General features: G+C 72.7%; 14 protein-coding genes. 7 read left to right on the forward strand and 7 right to left on the reverse strand.

Annotated elements, in window-relative coordinates:
- Window positions 1-344: 344 nt before the first annotated feature.
- Window positions 345-2,150, reverse strand: coding sequence for an aspartate--tRNA ligase (gene aspS, locus ACFYNS_RS09355; protein ID WP_388601858.1), 1,806 nt, complete (start codon window positions 2,148-2,150; stop codon window positions 345-347).
- Window positions 2,151-2,268: 118 nt separating this feature from the next.
- Here aspS and ACFYNS_RS09360 point away from each other — a divergent pair, with 118 nt between their 5' ends.
- A complete protein-coding gene (locus tag ACFYNS_RS09360; protein WP_388601821.1) occupies window positions 2,269-5,100 on the forward strand; it encodes a SpoIIE family protein phosphatase in 2,832 nt (943 codons plus the stop codon).
- Between the two features lie 98 nt (window positions 5,101-5,198).
- Here ACFYNS_RS09360 and ACFYNS_RS09365 read toward each other — a convergent pair whose 3' ends face one another.
- On the reverse strand, window positions 5,199-5,780 hold the full coding sequence (locus tag ACFYNS_RS09365) for an SseB family protein (protein ID WP_360297218.1): 582 nt from the start codon (window positions 5,778-5,780) through the stop codon (window positions 5,199-5,201).
- A gap of 117 nt (window positions 5,781-5,897) precedes the next feature.
- Between ACFYNS_RS09365 and ACFYNS_RS09370 the strand changes: the two genes are divergently transcribed.
- The 3 genes from ACFYNS_RS09370 (at window position 5,898) to ACFYNS_RS09380 (ending at window position 9,767) form a co-directional block, all read left to right on the forward strand.
- Entirely contained in the window at window positions 5,898-7,724 is a 1,827-nt protein-coding gene (locus ACFYNS_RS09370; protein WP_388601824.1) for an acyl-CoA dehydrogenase, read from the forward strand.
- Between the two features lie 322 nt (window positions 7,725-8,046).
- Window positions 8,047-9,345 carry a M18 family aminopeptidase gene (locus ACFYNS_RS09375; protein WP_360297224.1) on the forward strand — a complete coding sequence of 433 codons (1,299 nt, stop codon included), beginning with the start codon at window positions 8,047-8,049 and terminating at the stop codon, window positions 9,343-9,345.
- Window positions 9,346-9,539: 194 nt separating this feature from the next.
- The gene (locus tag ACFYNS_RS09380) at window positions 9,540-9,767 is read left to right on the forward strand and encodes a hypothetical protein (protein WP_019356826.1); all 228 of its coding nucleotides are present in this window, start codon (window positions 9,540-9,542) and stop codon (window positions 9,765-9,767) included.
- Window positions 9,768-9,855: 88 nt separating this feature from the next.
- Here the strand turns inward: ACFYNS_RS09380 and ACFYNS_RS09385 are convergent, their stop codons facing one another.
- Window positions 9,856-10,818, reverse strand: a complete 963-nt coding sequence (locus tag ACFYNS_RS09385; RefSeq protein WP_388601826.1) for a phosphotransferase family protein — start codon at window positions 10,816-10,818, stop codon at window positions 9,856-9,858.
- A 22-nt stretch (window positions 10,819-10,840) separates the two neighbouring features.
- On the reverse strand, window positions 10,841-12,781 hold the full coding sequence (locus tag ACFYNS_RS09390) for an NHL domain-containing thioredoxin family protein (RefSeq protein WP_388601828.1): 1,941 nt from the start codon (window positions 12,779-12,781) through the stop codon (window positions 10,841-10,843).
- 185 nt (window positions 12,782-12,966) lie between these two features.
- Between ACFYNS_RS09390 and ACFYNS_RS09395 the strand changes: the two genes are divergently transcribed.
- Both ACFYNS_RS09395 and ACFYNS_RS09400 read left to right on the forward strand, forming a co-directional pair.
- A complete protein-coding gene (locus ACFYNS_RS09395) occupies window positions 12,967-13,578 on the forward strand; it encodes a TetR family transcriptional regulator (RefSeq protein ID WP_360297234.1) in 612 nt (203 codons plus the stop codon).
- 76 nt (window positions 13,579-13,654) lie between these two features.
- Window positions 13,655-15,166: an FAD-dependent monooxygenase gene (locus tag ACFYNS_RS09400; RefSeq protein WP_360297237.1), complete on the forward strand. Its 1,512-nt coding sequence runs from the start codon at window positions 13,655-13,657 to the stop codon at window positions 15,164-15,166.
- A 57-nt stretch (window positions 15,167-15,223) separates the two neighbouring features.
- On the opposite strand, the gene ACFYNS_RS09405 is transcribed toward ACFYNS_RS09400, so the two are convergent.
- Window positions 15,224-16,021, reverse strand: a complete 798-nt coding sequence (locus ACFYNS_RS09405; RefSeq protein WP_388601830.1) for a carbon-nitrogen family hydrolase — start codon at window positions 16,019-16,021, stop codon at window positions 15,224-15,226.
- A 155-nt stretch (window positions 16,022-16,176) separates the two neighbouring features.
- Between ACFYNS_RS09405 and ACFYNS_RS09410 the strand changes: the two genes are divergently transcribed.
- Window positions 16,177-17,010 carry a maleylpyruvate isomerase family mycothiol-dependent enzyme gene (locus tag ACFYNS_RS09410; RefSeq protein WP_360297243.1) on the forward strand — a complete coding sequence of 278 codons (834 nt, stop codon included), beginning with the start codon at window positions 16,177-16,179 and terminating at the stop codon, window positions 17,008-17,010.
- Between the two features lie 336 nt (window positions 17,011-17,346).
- Here the strand turns inward: ACFYNS_RS09410 and ACFYNS_RS09415 are convergent, their stop codons facing one another.
- Window positions 17,347-18,669, reverse strand: a complete 1,323-nt coding sequence (locus ACFYNS_RS09415; RefSeq protein ID WP_360297246.1) for an MFS transporter — start codon at window positions 18,667-18,669, stop codon at window positions 17,347-17,349.
- The gene (locus tag ACFYNS_RS09420; protein WP_074998999.1) at window positions 18,666-19,373 is read right to left on the reverse strand and encodes a GntR family transcriptional regulator; all 708 of its coding nucleotides are present in this window, start codon (window positions 19,371-19,373) and stop codon (window positions 18,666-18,668) included. The genes ACFYNS_RS09415 and ACFYNS_RS09420 overlap by 4 nt, the downstream gene beginning before the upstream one ends.
- Between the last annotated feature and the right edge of the window lie 216 nt (window positions 19,374-19,589).

Genomic DNA, 19,589 nt, shown 5'->3' on the forward strand with positions numbered 1-19,589 from the left:
CCTGCGGTGTATCACCGTGCGTGACGCCCTCGGCGGGCGCCGTGCGCGACGGCACACGTCCCGCCACGAGGGCCGACCGCCGCCCCCTGTTGCATCGTGCCCCGGATGTGCCCGGGTTGGAGAGATCGTCGTCGTCTCCGTGCACATATGTAGCCGATCGATGACCGTTGTTCTTCCTTTGCCGCGCTCCCCACCAAGAGTGACCGCTCGATCGGCCGATTGACGCCCGGGTGCAGAAAACGACACGGTCCCCTCCGTATGTGTACGGAGGGGACCGTGTCGGAAGCGGAGGGGGCACGGGCGGCCCCTACCAGGCCGGGCGGCCTGCTGTGGCCCTACTCGACCTACTCGGCCTGCTTGGCCTTCTCGGCCTTCTCGGCCTGCTTGACCTGCGGGGGCTTGCGCAGCGAGAGGTGCAGTTCGCGCAGCCGCGCCTCGTCGACCTCGCTCGGGGCGCCCATCATCAGGTCGAGCGCGTTGTTGTTGAGCGGGAAGGCGATGGTCTCGCGGATGTTGGGCTCGTCCGCGAGCAGCATGACGATGCGGTCGATGCCCGGCGCGATCCCGCCGTGCGGCGGAGCACCGAAGCGGAAGGCGCGCAGCATGCCGCCGAACTCGCGCTCGACCTCCTCCTCGGAGTAGCCGGCGATGCCGAACGCCTCGAACATGATCTCCGGCTCGTGGTTCCGGATCGCGCCGGAGGACAGCTCGACGCCGTTGCAGACGATGTCGTACTGCCAGGCCAGCACATCCAGCGGGTCCTTGGTGCGCAGCGCCTCGAGACCGCCCTGGGGCATGGAGAACGGGTTGTGCGAGAACTCGATCTCGCCGGTCTCTTCGTCCTTCTCGAACATCGGGAAGTCCACGATCCAGCAGAACCGGAAGACGTTCTCCTCGAAGTGCCCGGCGCGCTTGGCTGCCTCGACACGGACCGCGCCCATGATCTTGGAGACCTCGTCGAACTCACCGGCACCGAAGAAGACCGCATGGCCGGGGACGAGGCCCAGCGCGTCGGTGAGCGCCTTGACGTCGTTCTCGGTGAGGAACTTGGCGATCGGCCCCGCCAGCGAGCCGTCCTCGCCGACCCGCACCCAGGCCAGGCCCTTGGCGCCCTGCTCGACGGCGAAGTCGCCCAGCGAGTCGAAGAACTTGCGCGGCTGGGCCGCGGTGTCCGGCACCGCCAGCGCCCGGACGTGCTTGTCGGCGAACGCCTTGAAGCCGGAGCCCGCGAAGAGCGCGGAGACATCGGTCAGCTCCAGCCGGGCGCGCAGATCCGGCTTGTCCGAGCCGTACTTGACCATCGCCTCGCGGAAGGGGATGCGCGGGAACGGCGAGGTGACCTCGCGGCCCTCGCCCAGCTCCTGGAACAGCTCGGTCATCACCGTCTCGATGACCTGGAAGACGTCCTCCTGCTCGACGAAGCTCATCTCCATGTCGAGCTGGTAGAACTCGCCCGGCGAGCGGTCGGCGCGCGCGTCCTCGTCGCGGAAGCAGGGCGCGATCTGGAAGTAGCGGTCGAACCCGGCGATCATCAGCAGCTGCTTGAACTGCTGCGGCGCCTGCGGCAGCGCGTAGAACCTGCCCGCGTGCAGCCGGGAGGGCACGAGGAAGTCGCGGGCCCCCTCGGGAGAGGTGGCCGAGAGGATCGGCGTCGCCATCTCGTTGAAGCCCTGGGCGACCATCTTCTCGCGGATGGCGGCGATGACCTTGCTGCGCAGCATCACATTGCGGTGCATGCGCTCCCGGCGCAGATCGAGGAAGCGGTACTCCAGCCGCCGCTCCTCGTTGACGCCGTCCTCGGCGTTGATGGTGAACGGGATCTGCTCCGCCCCGCCCAGCACCTCGACCTCGGTGACCTCCACCTCGATCTCACCGGTGGGCAGCTCGGGGTTGACGTTCTCCGCACCTCGGGCCGTGACCTTGCCGTCCACCCGCAGGACCGTCTCCTTGGCCAGCGAGCCGAGCTGCTCGTCGATCTCGCCGGCCTCGTCCCGGACCACGAGCTGGACGATGCCGTGGTGGTCGCGCAGATCGATGAAGAGGATGCCGCCAAGGTTCCGGCGATTGTGCAGCCAGCCGCTCAGCCGGACGTCAGTGCCGACGTCCGAGGCGCGAAGCTCGCCGCAGGTGTGGGACCGGTACCGATGCATCATTCATCCAAGTCGTTCGGCTCAGGGGTCACAGTGGAGTGCCCCTCAGAGTACCGCCCTGGACCACCCCGCCTCGCCCCCGTTTCCCCAACCCGACGACTCTGCATAAAGTGGTGCAATGCGCACCGACGACGCCCTGGCTGTCCTGGGCGCCGGGCTCTGGACCTGGGACAACGCCACCGGTCTGGTAACGCTCGACGCCCGCGCGGCCCGCCTCCTGGGGATCGCCGAGGAGCCGCCGGAAGCGCAGACCGGCACCCACCGCGCCCGCACCCTCTCCGGCAGCGCCGTCCGCTCCCACCTGCACGCCGTCGACTACGTCGGCTTCCAGGGCATCGTCACCCTCGCGCTGGCCGAGAACACCACCGCCGAGACGCTGCTGCGGGTGGTGGACGCCGACGGGCAGGTCCGGCGGACCGTCCGCGTCGTGCTGCGCCCCCTGCCCCCGGGCGCCCAGGAAGCCCCGGACATCCCGGAGGCCCCGGAGGCCACGGGCGGCCCGGAGGCTCCGGAGGCCACGGGCGCTCCAGAAGCTCCGGAAACACCCGACGGAACCCCCGCCCCCGGCGCCCCGGGCACCGCCGGCACCCTGTCCGGCACCACGACGTCCGGCACCACGACGTCCGACACCACGACTCCGGCCGGCCGGGCCGGCCCCGCCGCCCCCGTCGGCCCGACGCGCGGCACAGGGGCGCCCGAGACCGCCACCGCGCTGACCGGGCTGCTCTACGAGGTGCCCGAACCGGAGAGCGCGACGCGGCCGGACGAGCCGCGGCACCCCTCGGCCCGCGACTCCGGAGGCCGCACACCGGGCGCGGGAGCCGCCCGAGCGCGGCCCTCGCCCCGTCCCGCCGCCGGAACCGCCCGGCGGCCGCGGCCGGCTGGCGAGTGGGACTGGCGGCGCAACCGCGAGGCGTTCCTGCTGGACACCGGGCGGGCGCTGGCCGAGGCGTACACCACGGCCGACGTGCTGCGGGTCGCCTCGTCGCTGGCCATGCCGGGCTTCTTCCCCGAAGCGCTGGCCGTCTTCGTCCTCAGCGGTGACCGGCTCACCGTCTACGGCGCCTCCCCCGGCGCGCCCCCGCGGCCCGGCCACCCGTCCGTGCCCGGCGGCGGCTACGGGCCGCGCGGCAGCGGCTCCCGGCTGCACCTCTCGGACGAGGACCCGGCGGCCGAGGCCGTGCGCACGGGCCGCGCCGTCTACCTGCACGACCCCGCCGAATACGCCGACCGCTTCCCCGCCGCACGCCCCGCCGAGTCCCAGCCCGGGCATGCCGCGTGGGCGTTCCTGCCGCTGACCGTCGCCGGGCGCACCATCGGCACATGGATGGCTGCCTTCGCCGGGCCCCTCGCGTTCACCCCCGACGAACGCGCCCTGCTGACCACGGTGGCGCGGATGCTGGCCCAGTCGCTCTCCCGGGCCATGCTCAACGAGTCCGAGCGCGAGCTGTCGGCCCGGCTCCAGCGGGTGATGCGGCCCGCGCACAGCCCGGCCGTCCCCGGCATGGACCTGGCGGCCCGCTACGTACCGACCGGGGGCGGACTGCAGATCGGCGGCGACTGGTACGACGTCATCCCGCTGCCCTCCGGCCGCACCGCGCTGGTCATCGGCGACGTCCAGGGCCACGACGTCCGCGCGGCGAGCATCATGGGCCAGCTGCGGGTGGCGGTACGCGCCTACGCCTCCGAGGGGCACCACCCGGACGCGGTGCTCTCCCGCGCCTCCCGCTTCCTGCACGGGATGAGCGCCGGCGAACGCGTCAACGCGCCGCCCCCCACCGCCCCCGCCGAGGAGACGGCGGACCACGCGCCGCTCGGCGCGGCCGCGGGGCCCGAGCCCGCCGACCACCCCGAGCCGCGGTTCGCCACCTGCCTCTACGTCGAGGTGGACCAGGAGACCGGGGCGCTGGACGTCGCCCGCGCCGGGCACCCGGACCCCGCGGTGCAGCTCCCGGACGGCCCGCTGCTGGTCCGCGCCACCGCGGGGGGCCTGCCGCTGGGCATCGAACCCGACGCGGAGTACCCGGTCAGCCGGCTGGTGCTGGAGCCGGGGGAGCGGCTGCTGATGTGCACCGACGGGCTGATCGAGGCGGGCGGCCACGACCTGGGGACGGGGTGGGAGCGGATCAGCCGGGTCGCCGAGGAGCTGGCGGGGCGCAGCGGACAGACGACCGGGAGTCCAGCGCTGGAGCAGCTCGCCGACGCCCTCGTCCAGGCGGTGCAGGGCGGCCGCGACACCTCCTGGGACCCGACAGGTGCGCCCGCCGACCGGCGCGAGGACGACATCGCACTGCTGCTGCTCGCCCGGAGCGCCACCGGCGCGGGCGCCCCGGCGGCCGGGGCACCCGTCACCACCCGGCGCACCGTGCTGACCGTCGCGCAGGCCCAGCCGGACCGCATCGCCGACGCCCGCCACCAGCTCCACGACCTGCTGCACGACTGGTGCGATCCGGACCAGGTCGACGGCGCCGTCCTGATGCTCTCGGAGATGCTGACGAACGTCCTGGTGCACACGGACGGGGACGCGGTGCTGGTGGCGGAGATCACCGTGCCGCGGCACGGCGAGGGCCGCACCCTGTGGGTCGGGGTCTCCGACCCCAGCGACGAGCTGCCGCACCGCCGCAGCCCGGGGGAGCTCGCCTCCTCGGGGCGGGGGCTGATGCTGCTGGGCATGCTCGCCGACCGGTGGGGAGTGGACCCGCGCGGGGAAGGCAAGCGCACCTGGTTCGAGATCCACGAGCGGGACCCGGCCGCCCCGGCGGGCGAGGGCGAGGGAGCCGCAGACTCCGGCGGGGGAGCTGCAGGCTCCGGCGGGGGAGCTGTAGGCTCCGGCGAGGGTGCTGCAGGCTCCGGCGAGGGAGCCCGGGAGAGCGCCGGGGAGCCGCCCCTGGACCGGTGGGAGGCCCTGGACGCGGAGGTCCCTCTGCCACCCCTGCCGCCCGAGGACTGAGGGCGCCGGGCGCGTGGCGGCGCATGCCCGCGCATGGCGGCGGCCGCGCGCCTGTCGGCTCAGCCGTACATCCGCCGCTCAGCCGCACACCCGTCGGCTCAGCCGTACATCCGCCGCATCGCGAAGTCGACCATCTCCTCGACCGCCTTGGCATCGAAGACCACGCGGTGCTCGCCCTCCATGTCGAGCACGAAGCCGTAGCCCGACGGCAGCAGGTCGAGGACCTCGGCACCGGTGATGACGAAGTACTTCGACTCCTTGCCGGCGTAGGCGCGCAGCTCCTTGAGGGTGCTGAACATCGGGATGACCGGCTGCTGGGTGTTGTGCAGCGCGAGGAAACCGGGGGTGTCGCCGCGCGGGCAGTACACCTTGGAGGTGGAGAAGATGCCCTGGAAGTCCTCGGCGCTCATCGAGCCCGTCGTGAAGGCGCGGATCGACTCCTGGAGGGAGGGCGGCGACGGCTCGGGGTAGAGCGGCTGCTGTTGCTGCCCTCCCGGCTGGCCGTACTGCGGCGGCCCTTGGTGCGCTCCGTACGGCGGCGGGGGCGGCGCCTGGTGACCTTGCTGACCGGGATGCGGGCCGTGCCCGGCGTGCTGGTAGCCGTGCCCGCCGTGGCCCTGCCCGGGCTGCGGCCCATGGCCCTGTCCGGGGGGAGCACCGGTCTGGTCGTAACCGTACATAGCGAAAAGAGTAACGAGTCACAGAGGGGTGGTGAGGGGTTGCTTCTTATTACCGACGGGTAGCATCATCTATGGGACTACTGACAAGTACGAGCGAGCCACTACGGAGCCGTCGCCATGGGGCATTACAAGTCGAATCTCCGCGACATCGAGTTCAACCTCTTCGAGGTGCTCGGGCGCGACACGGTGTACGGCACCGGACCGTTCGCGGAGATGGACGTCGAGACCGCCAAGAACGTGCTGTCCGAGATCGCGCGGCTGGCCGAGAACGAGCTGGCCGCCTCCTACGAGGAGGGCGACCGCAACCCGCCGGTCTTCGACCCGGACACCAACACCGCACCGGTACCCGCCGCCTTCAAGAAGAGCTACCAGGCGTACATGGACGCCGAGTGGTGGCGCCTGGGCATCCCGGAGGAGATCGGCGGCACCACGGCGCCGCGCTCGCTGCTGTGGGGCTTCGCCGAGACGATCCTGGGCTCCAACCCGGCCGTGTGGATGTACGCCTCGGGCCCGGCCTTCGCGGGCGTGCTGCACGAGGAGGGCACCGAGGAGCAGCACAAGATCGCCTCGCTGATGGCCGAGAAGCAGTGGGGCTCCACGATGGTGCTCACCGAGCCGGACGCCGGCTCGGACGTCGGCGCCGGCCGCACCAAGGCCACCGAGCAGGCCGACGGCACCTGGCACATCGAGGGCGTGAAGCGCTTCATCACCTCCGGTGAGCACGACCTGTCCGAGAACATCGTGCACTTCGTGCTGGCCCGCCCGGAGGGCCACGGCCCCGGCACCAAGGGCCTGTCGCTGTTCATCGTGCCCAAGTACGACTTCGACTGGGAGACCGGCGAGCTGGGCGAGCGCAACGGCGTCCACGCCACCAACGTCGAGCACAAGATGGGCCTGAAGGTCTCCAACACCTGCGAGATGACCTTCGGCGCCAACCAGCCCGCCAAGGGCTGGCTGCTGGGCGAGAAGCACGACGGCATCCGGCAGATGTTCAAGATCATCGAGTTCGCCCGGATGATGGTCGGCACCAAGGCGATCGCCACCCTCTCCACCGGCTACCTGAACGCGCTGGAGTACGCCAAGGAGCGGGTGCAGGGCGCCGACCTGGCCCAGTTCACGGACAAGACCGCGCCCCGGGTCACCATCACCCACCACCCGGACGTACGCCGTGCGCTGCTGACCCAGAAGGCGTACGCCGAGGGCATGCGCGCCCTGGTGCTCTACACCGCCACGGTGCAGGACGAGGTCCTGCTCAAGGAGCACAGCGGCGAGGACGCCACCGCGGCCCACCGCCTCAACGACCTGCTGCTGCCGATCGTGAAGGGCTACGGCTCGGAGAAGTCCTACGAGCAGCTCGCGCAGTCCCTGCAGACCCTGGGCGGCTCGGGCTATCTGCAGGAGTACCCGATCGAGCAGTACATCCGGGACGCCAAGATCGACACCCTCTACGAGGGCACCACCGCCATCCAGGGCCAGGACTTCTTCTTCCGCAAGGTCGTCCGCGACCAGGGCCAGGCGCTGACCGCGCTGTCCGAGGAGATCAAGAAGTTCCTCGCCGAGGCGCAGGGCGGCGAGGAGCTGGCCGCCTCCCGCGACCACCTCGCCAAGGCCGCCGGGGAGCTGGAGGCCATCGTCGGCACCATGCTGACCGACCTGGCCGCCACCGAGAAGGACGTCAAGTCCATCTACAAGGTGGGGCTCAACACCACCCGCTTCCTGCTGACCGCGGGCGACGTCGTCATCGGCTACCTGCTGCTGCGCGGCGCCGCCGTGGCCGCCGAGAAGCTGGCGGGCGCCGCCGCCAAGGACGTGCCGTTCTACCAGGGCAAGATCGCCGCGGCGAAGTTCTTCGCCGCGAACGTGCTGCCGCAGGTCGCCGTCCAGCGCGAGCTGGCCGACGCGGTGGACCTCTCGATCATGGAGCTCGACGAGAAGGCGTTCTGAGCCTCCCGCGCCCCTGATGCCGGGCCGGTACCCGGCCCCCGCGCCCCGCTCCCGCCGCCCTGGGAGCGGGGCGCTGCTGTGCGGGGAACGGGACGCCGCCGGGAACGGGACGGTGCCGGGAACGGGACGCCGCCGGGAAGGGGACGCCGGGAGCAGGACGCTGCCGCAGCCGCTCGGCCCGACCGGCCGGAACGGCCTCGGCGCCACCGGAGCGGCGCGCTGCCGCGACCGGGGCGAGGCGCCGCCGCCACGGCGGGCTGCCCGTCCCGAGCGGGGACGACCACGCGCCCGGCGCCCGGACACCGCGCCGTAAAGTGGGCCCATGAGCAACGCCACGCCGTTCGACCGCGGTCACACCGACGGTCTGCTGTCCTTCCTCGCCGCCAGCCCCTCCCCCTACCACGCGGTGGCGAACGCGGCCGCGCAACTGGAGAAGGCCGGCTTCCGGCAGGTCCGGGAGACCGAGACGTGGGACGCCACCACAGGCGGCAAGTACGTCCTGCGCGGCGGCGCGCTCATCGCCTGGTACGTCCCCGAGGGCGCCCTGCCGGGCACCCCCTTCCGGATCGTCGGCGCCCACACCGACTCGCCCAACCTGCGCGTCAAGCCCGTACCCGACACCGGCGCCCACAACTGGCGGCAGATCGCCGTCGAGATCTACGGCGGCGCCCTGCTCAACACCTGGCTCGACCGCGACCTGGGCCTCAGCGGCCGGCTGACCCTGCGCGACCGCTCCACCCACCTGGTGCACGTGGACCGCCCCCTGCTGCGCGTACCGCAGCTCGCCATCCACCTCGACCGGCAGGTCAACGACGGCCTCAAGCTGAACCGCCAGCGCCACATGACGCCCGTGTGGGGCCTGGGCAGAACCGAGGAGGGCGACCTGCTGCGCTTCCTCGCCGAGGAGAGCGGACTCCCGGTCGAGGACATCGCCGGCTGGGACCTGATGACGCACAGCGTGGAGCCCCCCGCCTACCTGGGACGGGACCGCGAACTCGTGGCCGGTCCACGGATGGACAACCTGCTGTCCGTGCACGCCGGGGTCGCCGCGCTGACCGCCGCGGCGGGCCGCGGCGCCGACGCCGAGCCCACCGCGATCCCCGTGCTCGCCGCCTTCGACCACGAGGAGAACGGCAGCCAGTCCGACACCGGCGCCGACGGGCCGTTGCTCGGCTCGGTGCTGGAGCGCTCCGTCTTCGCCCGCGGCGGCACCTACGAGGACCGGGCCCGCGCCTGGGCGGGCACCGTCTGCCTCTCCTCCGACACCGGGCACGCCGTGCACCCCAACTACCCCGAGCGGCACGAGCCCGGCCACCACCCGCTGCCCAACAGCGGCCCGATCCTCAAGGTCAACGTCAACCAGCGGTACTCCACCGACGGCTCCGGACGCGCCGTCTTCGCCGCGGCCTGCGAACGCGCGGGCGTCCCGTGGCAGAGCTTCGTCTCCAACAACGACGTGCCCTGCGGCACCACCATCGGCCCGATCACCGCCGCACGCCACGGCATCACCACCGTCGACATCGGCGTCGCGATCCTCTCGATGCACTCGGCCCGGGAGCTGTGCGGCGCCGACGACCCCTACCTGCTGGCCAACTGCCTCACGGCGTTCCTCGGCGAATGACCCGGTCCGCACGCCTGCGACCGTGACCGACCGCCCGTCCCGGACCCCGCGCAGCCGCGGAGTCCGGGACAGCGCGGCAGGTGATTGCCTCCGACAGAACCGGGTACCCGCGCGCGGCAAGCGAATCCGCCCGGCCGAAGAGCCAGTTCGGCCCGAACGAGCCGAGACGGCTCAACCGTGCTTGGAGGCAACTCATGGGCATCGTCATCTGCATCGGCATGATGGCCCTGGGGGCGATTCTGACCCTGGCGGTCGACATCGACATCAGCGGGATCAACGTCGACCTGATGGGCATCATCCTGCTGATCGTCGGCACGATCGGACTGTGCGCCTACATCAGCATCCTCAAGCGCCGCCGGGTGCAGCCCCCGTCCCCCGGCGCCCCGGTCGTCGAGGAGTACAACCGCCACCACCTGGAGTGAGCCGGGCAGCCCTCTCGGCCCTCTCCCTTCTCCGGGACGGGTACGGCCCCTCGGTCCCGGCCGGCCGTACCGGCCGGGCGCACCCCCGTCAGACCGGCGCGTCCATCAGCGCCGTGACATAGGCATCCAGCCGCTCCTCCACGGCTCGCGTCGTCAGCTCCGTCCTCCCTGCTTCCCGCCATGGCCGTGCCACCGCCTGCACTTCCTCCGAGCACGCCAGACCGTCCCGCACCTGCCAGTAGTGCCGCTCGCCCGGAGCCGCCGCCAGCACCCCGCCGGCCTCCTGGTACGCCTCGGTGAACCGCAGACCCCACGCCGGGCCGTGCAGGAGCGCGAGGACGGTGGAGCAGTGCGCCACATCGAGGTCCGCCGGGCCCCAGGAAGCCGCCGCCCAGTCGACGACGCCGGTGATCCGGGCGGCTGCCGGACGTGCGGGCGGCGCATCGAACAGCACGTTGCCCGGCTGGAAGTCCCGGTGCAGGAAGCGCCCTTCACAGGACGGCGCGGGGCTGCGGATCACGTCGATCGCCGCGGCCCATGCCGCCGCGTCGGCGCCCTTCGGCACCACGACGGTGTCGGCCGTCGTCAACGCCTCGTACTGCCGGGGCCGCACGGCGGGCCGCAACGCGTGGATCGCCACGAGTTGGCGGGCCAGCAGGGGAACACGTGTCTCCACCCCAACGTCGTCGAGGACCGTTCGGCCGGCCACATGCGTCATCAGCAGCGACGGGAAGGTGCAGTGCGCGGCGGTCGGATCCGCCGCGACCAGCCCCGGAGCCGGCACGCCCGTCCCCCTGAGCAGGGCCAGGGCATCGGTCTCCCGGTTCAGCCAGTCCTCGGCACGGCCCATGGAGAACGGGTCGACGAAGCTCCGCAGCACCAGGTCACGAGTGCTTCCGTCGGCCGTGCCGACGGTCAGCCGCCGCATTTCGGCGGTGATGCCGCCGTGCAGTGCCTCGGTCCCGACGACCCGTTCGCCGCTCTCCAGGTGCCGGCCGACCCACGCCAGGGTCAACGGGTCGACATACGCGGCCGTGTGGTGACCGGTCACCGTGCCGTCTCGGCCGGCGCGGTCAACTGTCCAGCCCCGCCAGCACCAGCGGCAGCCGGTCCGCGCCTCCGGCGGTCAGCCGCACCGGCACGCCCCAGTCCTGTTGGTGCATATGGCAGGCGGGGTACTCGCCTTCCTCGTCGCAGGACGCGGCCATCGCCGAGACGTGCAGCACCCCTTCGGTGCCCTCCGCTCCCGCCAGCCGGACCTCGCGGTGCAGCTCGGTGCCCGTGCCCTCGCCCTCGGCGAGCAGCTCGGGCGGGGTCGAGCTGACGACCAGCCGGGTCGCGGGGCCGTACCGGGTGTCGAGCTTCTGCCCCGCCGGGGCCTGGAAGACCACATCCAGCCGCAGGGCGCCGGGCGCCACCTCGGTGGCCGCCCGTTGGGTGCGGTGTGCCACGCCCTCGACCCGCACCGCGTCCTCGGGCAGCCGCAGCCTGGTCAGCCGGTGCCGCGCCGACTCGACGACGACGATCTCCGGTGTGCCGTCCGCCTCGCCGGAGGCGCCGGGCGCCAGGACCGCACCCGAGGGCTCCCGCAGTTCGGTGGCCAGGGTGCTCACCTCACCGGTGGCGGGGTCGTAGCGGCGCAGCGCGTGGTTGTAGGTGTCGCAGACGGCGACCGACCCGTCCGGCAGCGCCGTGACCCCCAGCGGGTGCTGGAGCAGCGCCTGGCCGGCCGGGCCGTCGCGGTGGCCGAAGTCGAAGAGGCCGGTGCCGACCACGGTCCGCACCACGAACCGGCCGCCGTCGCTGTGCTCGTCGGCCCCGGGGCTCTCGGCGTCCTCGCCGTCGTGCGCGCGCTCCCGTTCGATCCGGCGCAGGGCGCTCGTCTCGGAGTCGGCGACCCACAGCGTGCTGCCGTCCGCGGCGACCGCCAGCCCGGACGGCTGCGCGAACCACGCCTCGGCGGCCGGACCGTCCACCAGCCCCTCGTTCGTCGTACCCGCGGCGGCGGCGACGGTGCCGCTCTCCGGGTCGTACGTCCACAACTGGTGCACCCCGGCCATCGCGACCCACACGCGCCCCTCGAACCAGGCCACGTCCCATGGCGAGGAGAGCGCCACCTCCCTCGCGGGTCCCTCGGTGGGCGCGCCCTGCCACCACTGCGCGCCGGTGCCCGCGACGGTCAGCACCGCACCGGTGGTCGGATCGAGGCGGCGCAGCGCGTGGTTGACGGTGTCGGCGACCAGCACCTCGCCGCCCGGCAGCAGCGCCAGGCCCTGCGGCTCGTTGAACCGCGCGGCCTCCGCCGCACCGTCGGCCAGCCCCCGCTCCCCGGAGCCGATCCGGCGCAGCACCGTCTCCCCGTCCGCGGCGAGCTCCACCACCTGGTGCCGCGTGGTGTCCGAGACGAGGAACGTCCCGCCCGGCAGGGCCAGCACCTTCCCCGGGAAGCGCAGCTCACCGGCGACCGGCTCGGGCGGGGTGAACGGCGCGAGGCCGCGTCGCAGCGTCCCCTTGGCCTCGTGCTCGGCCTCCAGTTCGGTCACCCGCCGCTCGATCGCGTGCACATGCCCCTCACCGGCGTGCTGCGCGACGACGTACCCCTCCGGGTCGATCACCACCAGCGTCGGCCACGCCCGCACCGCGTACTGCTTCCACGTGGCCAGGTCCGGGTCGTCCAGCACCGGGTGCGCCACCCCGTACCGCTCCACGGCGTCCACCACGGCGGCGTGCTCGGCCTCGTGCACGAACTTGGGCGAGTGCACCCCGACGACGACCACCGTGTCCTTGTGCCGCTCCTCCAACTCGCGCAGTTCGTCGATGACGTGCAGGCAGTTGATGCAGCAGAAGGTCCAGAAGTCGAGGATCACCGTCCGGCCCCGGAGGTCCGCCAGGGACAGCTCTTCGCCGCCGGTGTTGATCCAGGAGCGTCCCCGCAGTTCGGGGGCGCGGACTCGGGCACGGCTGCGGGGCTCGGGGGTGGACGCGGAGGTGGGCGCCGGGGCGGCATCGTTCATGGGTTCAAGCTTGCCATTCCCCCTGGACGCGCGGTCGGGGCTGTGGACAGCGGACGGTGCCGCGCGCGCCCGGCGGCCGGCGGCGCCCCGTCCGGTCCTGGGCGGCGGCACGGCGGAGCCCGACCGAGAGAAATTGCGTGGCACGTATATTTGCGTGGCACGCAGTCTTTGTTAGCGTGGGTGCCATGAGCGGTCTTCGGGAACGGAAGAAGGAGGCCACGCGCGCAGCGCTGAGCTGGGCCGCGGTCCGGCTCACCGTCGAGCACGGGTGGGGCGGGGTCAAGGTCGAGGACATCGCCGCGGCCGTCGGCGTCTCTCCGCGCACCTACAACAACTACTTCTCCAGCAAGGCCGAGGCCATCGCGTTCCGCCACCTCGAACGCGCCCTGGGGCTCGCGGCCGAACTCCGTGCCGGGCCACCCGGTGAGCCGTTGTGGGAGGCCATCACACGCGCGGCGATGCGGCAGCTGGAGCCTGGTCCCGAAGTGGCACGAATGCCGCCCCAGGAGCCCGACGCATGGGCGGCCGGCCTGCGGGTGATGCTGGCCGAACCCGCTCTGGAAGCCGAGATGCTGCGCGCGAGCAAGATCGCGGAGAAGGAACTCGCCGCGGCGATCGCCGAGCGCACGGGCGCGGACTCGGGATCCGAACTCCATCCTCGCCTGGTGGCGGCGAGCGTGATGGCCGCCAACAACGTCGCCCTCGAACTGTTCGTGCAGGGCGACACGGACGAGTCGATGGAGACGCTGCTGTCCCGGGCACTGCGCATGGTGGCCACCGGACTCCCCACTCCCTAGAGCCACTTCTTCCACCCCGCACGGAGGCTGCCACCCGCAGCCTCCGTCCCTCCATGCCCCGAAGGGAAGAAATATCATGCTTGAAGTGGTCATAGTCGGCGGCGGCCCGAACGGACTGATGCTGGCCTGTGAGCTGGCACTTGCCGGGGTGCGGCCCACCGTGCTGGAACGCCTCGCCGGCCCGAAGACCGAGCCCCGGGCCAACGGCCTGGTCGGCCAGGTGGTGCGCATGCTCGACCGACGGGGGCTCCACACGCGCGTCAGCGGATCCGGCGGGCCGCCACGACCCGCGTCCCGCTACATGTTCGGCGCGTTGACGCTGGACCTCACCGGTCTCGACGAGAACCCCCTGTACCTGCTCCCGGCACCGCAGGAGCGGATCGAGCAGGTCCTCACCGAACGCGCCGTGGAACTCGGCGTCGACCTGCGCAGGGAGCAGGAGGTGACCGATCTGGACCAGGACGGCGACCACGTCCGGGTCACCCTCGCGGACGGTGGGACCCTCGCCGCCCGCTACCTCGTCGGGGCCGACGGGGGCCGCAGCACCGTGCGGCGCCTGTCCGGCATCGGCTTCCCCGGAGTGACGACCGACGACTTCGTCCTCCGCTCCGCGAACGTGTCCGTGGCGGACGCGTGGCTGAGCCCGGACAGCGAGTTGATCGTCCCCGGTTACGGCAGCCTGCCGCCCTCGCTGTACGTGCGCACGGAGCGCGGCACTGCCGTGTGGGGACTGCTGCCCGGCCGTGCGCCCACCTTTCACACCACCGAGACCGGTGCGCCCGTCGACGCGACCACCCCGATGACCTTCGAAGAGATGAGGGCGAGCGCCGAACGCGTACTGGGCGCCCCCGTCCCACTGGATCCGCCGGAGGGAGCGGGGCCGCACCTGCTGCGGCGGCTGGTCGGCGGCAACACCCGGCTGGCGGAGCGCTACCGGGACCGGCGGATCCTGCTCCTGGGCGACGCGGCGCACGTGCACGCGGCGATCGGCGGCCCGGGCCTCAACCTCGGCCTGCAGGACGCGGTCAACCTCGGCTGGAAGCTGGCCGCGACAGTCCGGGGGTGGGCTCCCGAAGGGCTGCTCGACACCTACGACGAGGAACGCCGGCCCGTCGCCGAACGTGTCATGGCCTCGACTCTGGCCCAGACGGCGCTGATGCGGCCGGGACCGGAAGTCAGCGCCCTGCGGACCGTATTCGGCGACCTGCTGGCCGCACCCGACGGCACCGCGCGCGTGGCCCACCTGCTCGCCGGCACCACCGAGAGCTTCATGCCCGACCTCGTGGTGCACACCGGTGCGGGCACCCGCCGACTGGCCGAACTGACGAGCACCGCCCGGCCCTTGCTGCTGGACCTGTGGGGCGGCTTCGCCGAGGCCGCGACGCCCTGGCAGGACCGGATCGACGTCGTCAGCGGCACGGCGGCGGAGGGCACGAGCGCGACCGGGCTGCTCCTCCGTCCCGACTGCCACGTGGCGTGGACCGGACACGCACCGGACGACGTCAGGGGGCTGCGGGCCGCGCTGCACAGGTGGTTCGGCGCACCGCTGAGCGACACCCGCGAGCCGGAGCAGGCCGACGACCGCTGAGCGGGCTCCCGGCGTCCGAGTCCCGCAGCAGAACAGGCCCTCAGAACACCAGGGCCCTCAGAGCACCCGGTCCTTGAGCACCGGGAAGGACTCGCGGACCTTCGCCACCTGGGAGAGGTCGAGATCGGCGGTGACGGTGGTCTCCTCGGTGCTGTCGGTCTGCGCCAGGACCTCGCCCCAGGGGTCGATGACGGCGCTGCGGCCGGCCTGCGCGACGCCCGCGTGGCTGCCCGCCGTGCCGCAGGCCAGGACGAAGCACTGGTTCTCCACGGCGCGGGTGCGGGCGAAGAGCGTCCAGTGGTCGGCGCGCTTGGCGGGCCAGCCGGCCGGGACGATCAGCACCTGGGCGCCCGCGGGCTCGGCGTCCACCAGGGCCCGGAACAGTTCGGGGAAGCGCAGGTCGTAGCAGGTGGCCAGGCCGAGTACGGTCTCCGGGTGCGGCACGGTGACCGGGGTGGTGCCCGCGGACATCATGGTGGCCTCGCCCCGGTCGAAGCCGAAGCGGTGGATCTTGCGGTAGGTGGCGGCGAGCTCGCCGGAGGGGGAGAACACCAGCGAGGTGTTGTAGAGGGCGCCGCCCTCCGTCCCCTTCTCCACGATGGAGCCCGCGTGCAGCCACACGCCCGCGTCCCGCGCCGCCGCCGACATGGCCAGCGCCGTCGGCCCGGTGGCCGGATCCGCCTCCTCGGCCTCGGCGGCGAAGCGCTCGTACGCGAAGGCACCGACGGGCCACAGCTCGGGCAGGACCACCAGGTCGGCCTCTGCCTGGGCCCGTACGAGAGAGGCCACCCGCTCGCGCCGGGAAGCCACCGACTCGTCCGGGTCGACCTGAATCTGCAGAAGCGAAGCGCGCACCGTACCACCGTCCATGCGATCGAGGGGGGCGATTGGGCCTAGCATCGTCCCGAAACCACTGCCGGGGTGCCCGGGCGCAGCGTAACTTGAGAGCACCCATCATGAGCACCCTGCCCTGCACAGCCCGCGAACGAACCGCAACGCCGAGGGGTCCCGTGACCGACCACCCAAGCCTTCAGCCCTACGTTGACGCCTGGACGCAGTCCATGGAAGCGATATCCGAGCTGGTCACTTCCCTTGTGGAAGGGGAGTGGAACGGGCGGACCGAGTGCCCGGGGTGGTCGGTCCGCGATGTGGTCTCCCACATCATCGGTGTCGAATGCGAACTGCTGGGCGATCCCCGGCCGATCCACTCCCTCCCCCGCGACATCTACCACGTCCGCGACGAGGTCAGCCGGCACATGGAAGTGCAGGTGGACGTGCGGCGGCACCACACCGGGCCGGAGATGACCAGCGAGTTCGAATACACCCTCATCCGCCGCGCACGCCAGTTGCGCAACGAGAAGCGCAGCGCGGAGGCCGAGGTCAACAGCGTGGTGCCGTTCGGGCCGCGCAAGCTGCCGCTGGAGCGGCAACTGATGCTGCGGGCCTTCGACGTGTGGGTGCACGAACAGGACCTGCGGCGTGCGCTGGACAAGCCCGGCAACCTGGACTCGCCGGGCGCGCAGGTGGCCCGGGACGTGTTCCTGGCCGGGCTGCCGAAGGTCGTCGCCAAGGACGCCGGGGCGCCGCCGAACTGCGCCGTCGTCTTCGACGTCAGCGGCCCGGTCGAGTTCATGCGCACGGTGCGGGTGGACCAGGACGGCCGCGGGACCGTGGACAGCAGCGTCTCGCTGGGCCCCGCCGTCACCCTGGCCATGGACTGGGAGACCTACTCCCGGCTCGCCGCGGGCCGGGTGCGGCCGGAGGCCGTCGCGGACCGCGTGAAGATCGACGGGGACGCCGACCTGGCCGACGCCGTACTCAAGCACTTCGCCGTGACGCCGTGACACCGGTCCCCGTGAGGGTGGGGCGCGGTCCCGTCGGAGCCTGACCTCGGGCCCCGGCGTTCCGGGCCCCGCCTGTTCGCGTGTCGCCTGTCGCCTGTCGCCTGTCGCCTGTCGCCTGTCGCCTGTCGCCTGTCGCCTGTGGTGACGTTCACCCGTGCGCTGTCATGTCCGACCCGTGCCGCCGTGACATCGGCCCCCGTGCGGCCATGGCACCGCGCCTCCGTCACACGGCCGAGTGCCGGGGCCCGTCGCCGGGGTGCCGGGGCCGTCGCCGCCCGCGCCTGCCGCCCGCCGGTCCCGGCCCACCGCCGTGCCGGACCCGTGGAGCCCGTCCGCTCACACGGGGACGTGCACCGCCTCCACCCGGCTGGCCACCACGCGCTCCCGCTCCCGCCGGACGGCACGCACCCGCAGCCGGGCGAACTGCGCCAGGCCGAGGGCCTGCAGGACGAAGACGCAGGCGAAGGCGATCCGGAAGTTGTCACCGGTCAGATCGAGCAGTACGCCGACAGCGAACAGCGTCGTCATGGACGCCGTGAAGCCGCCCATGTTGACGATGCCGGAGGCGGTGCCGTGCCGTTCGGGCGGATTGGCCGGCCGCGAGAAATCGAAGCCGATCATCGAACCGGGCCCGCAGGCGCCGAGCACCACGCACAGCAGCACCAGCAGCCACATCGGGGCCTGACCCGGCCAGGCCAGGACCGTCGCCCAGGCCGTCGCGGTGGCGGCCACGGTGCCCAGCACCAGCGGCGTGCGAGCCGCATGGTGGCGTGCGATGACCTGGCCGTACACCAGGCCGCAGCACATGTTGGAGACCACGACCAGGGTCAGCAGCTCGCCCGCCGTGCCCTTGTCCAGCCCCTGGGCCTCGACCAGGAACGGCATCCCCCACAGCAGCAGGAAGACCATTCCCGGGAACTGGCAGGTGAAGTGCACCCACATCCCCGCCCGGGTGCCCGGCTCCCGCCAGGCCGCGCCGATCTGCCGCCGCACGAAGCCCGGTCCGGGCGCGCCGTCGCCGGTCTTGGGGACCGACGGCGGTTCGTACCCCTCCGGGTGGTCCCGCAGGCAGAAGAACACCAGCAGCAGGATGACCAGGCCGCCCGCCGCGCTCCCGGCGAACGTCGGCCGCCAGCCGAAGGTGTCCAGCACCCGGGCCAGCACCAGCGTGGTGACGAGGTTGCCCGACATTCCGATCAGCGCCGCGACCTGTGCGATCACCGGCCCCCGGCGCGCGGGGAACCAGCGTGCCCCCAGGCGCAGTACGGCGATGAAGGTCATCGCGTCGCCGCAGCCCAGCAGCGCGCGGAAAGCCAGAGCCGTGCCGTAGCCGGACGCGAGCGCGAAGCCGAACTGGCCCGCGGTGAACAGCAGGATGCCCAGCAGCAGGACGCGGCGCGTCCCCCAGCGGTCCACCAGCAGGCCCACGGGTATCTGCATCCCCGCGTACACCAGCAATTGGAGGATCGAGAAGCTGGAGAGCGCCGAGGCGTTGATGTCGAAGCGCTGCGCCGCGTCGATGCCGGCCACGCCGAGGCTCGTCCGGAAGGTGACCGCGACGAAGTAGACCGCGACGCCGATGCCCCACACCCACATCGCGCGCGGGCCGCCCGGCGGATCCCCCGGCAGCCTGACCCCGGCGGACGGTGTCGTGGTCATCGCGGACCACCCTGTCCGAGGCCGTACCCGCGCAGGTCCTCGCCGCGCACCAAGTGGCGCACCCGGCTCACGTGCTGGTGCACCGCGAGCGCCGCCGCCTCGCTGTCGCCCTCGCGCAGGGTGCGCAGGATGTCCGCGTGCTCGGCGATGTTCTTGGCCACCCGGTCCGGGTGCGCGTGCATCACCGCGACCCCCATCCGGAGCTGGCGGTCCCGGAGCTGGTCGTAGAGGCGGGTGAGGATCTGGTTCCCGGTGGCCTCGACGATCGTGGCGTGGAAGCAGCGGTCGGCGGCCGAGACGGCGGCCAGGTCGCCGGTCTCCGCGTGCGCGATCTGCTCGGCCAGGGTCTCCTCCAGCCGGTCGACCAGCGGACGCGAGACGGGCACCGCGCGGCGCACCGCGTGCTGCTCCACCAGCAGCCGGGTCTCCACCACGTCCTCGATCTCCTGCGCGGAGACCGGCAGGACCAGGGCACCCTTCTTCGGGTAGAGCCGGATCAGGCCCTCGACCTCCAGTCGGAGCAGCCCCTCGCGCACCGGGGTCCGGGACACCCCGACCGCCTCCGCGAGTTCGCCCTCCGTCAGCAGCACCCCGCCCTCGTAGCGCCGTTCGAGGACGGCTTGCTTGACATGCGCGTACACCCGCTCGGCAGCGGGCGTACGCCGGGCGTCCTTGGCGGCCGAGGCGGGCGCGGGGGAAGTCATGCGCACACCTTAGATACAACACGCATGCCTGCGCAGACGCCATCCGCCATGTGGGACGGTGCGATCCGGGCCGCCCGGGACCCGGGCGCGGGTACGCGAACGGGGTGCGAGCGCGGGTACGCGAACGGGGGTGGGGGGGGGGGGGCCCCCCCCCCCCCGGGGGGGGGGGGCCGGGGGGGGCCCCCCCCCGGGTCGGACCCCAACAAGGCGCGCCCG

Origin of the sequence: Streptomyces sp. NPDC006925 (assembly GCF_042869575.1) — a bacterium.
In the GTDB taxonomy this organism is placed as follows: Bacteria; Actinomycetota; Actinomycetes; order Streptomycetales; family Streptomycetaceae; genus Streptomyces.